We start from the raw sequence: 898 nt of genomic DNA on the forward strand, positions 1-898 counted from the left end.
TGGACTTGCCCCGGAAAAGTGGAGAGTTCCCCTGAGGTGAAAGGCGAACTCGATGACGAAGCAGCGACGGTTCACGAAGGAATTTGAAGACGAAGCGGTACGACTGGTGACGACCAGCGGTCGCACGCAACGGGAGATAGCGGAGGATCTGGGTGTCGGGTTATCGACGCTGGTGCGCTGGATCAGCCGCAGTCGGGATCGTCTGGCGGAGATACCCGATAAAGCGCCGCAGGCAGATATGGCTGCCGAGTTGAAGCGCCTTCGGCGGGAGAACGAAATCCTCCGGCAGGAGCGTGACATATTGAAGCGGGCGACCGCTTTTTTCGCCCGGGAGGGAAGTCGATGAGGTTCCAGCTCATCGATCGGGCGAAGAAGGATTTCCCGGTCCACCGCCTCTGCCGGGTGCTCGGCGTCAGCCAGAGCGGCTATTTCGCCTGGAAGGATCGCCCGGCCAGCCGGCGTCAGCGTGACGACATGGTGATGCTGGCGCATGTCCGCTCGGCGTTCGCGCTGTCGAACGGCACCTATGGCAGTCCGCGCATGACGCGCGAATTGCAGGATGACGGCTTCGCCATCGGACGCAGGCGCACGGCGCGGCTGATGCGCGAGAACGGCCTGCGCGGGCGGCAGAAGCGGCGGTTCAAGCGGACCACCGACAGCGAACACGCCTGGCCAGTCGCGCCGAATATCATCGACCAGGATTTTACCACGACGGCACCCAACCAGAAATGGGGCGTGGACATCTCGTATGTCTGGACGCGGGAGGGATGGCTCTATCTGGCGGTGGTCATCGACCTCTTCTCCCGCCGCGTCGTCGGTTGGGCCGTCGGCGACCGCCTGCACCGCGACCTGGCGCTCGCGGCCCTGCGCAAGGCCCTCGTCATGCGGCGTCCGCCCG

General features: G+C 64.7%; 1 pseudogene. It reads left to right on the forward strand.

What is annotated here, in order from left to right:
- Nucleotides 1-52 precede the first annotated feature (52 nt).
- A pseudogene (locus IFT82_RS20330) lies at nt 53-898 on the forward strand (IS3 family transposase); the annotation flags it as partial.

This window comes from Sphingomonas sp. CFBP 8760, from assembly GCF_014841615.1.
GTDB lineage: Bacteria > Pseudomonadota > Alphaproteobacteria > Sphingomonadales > Sphingomonadaceae > Sphingomonas.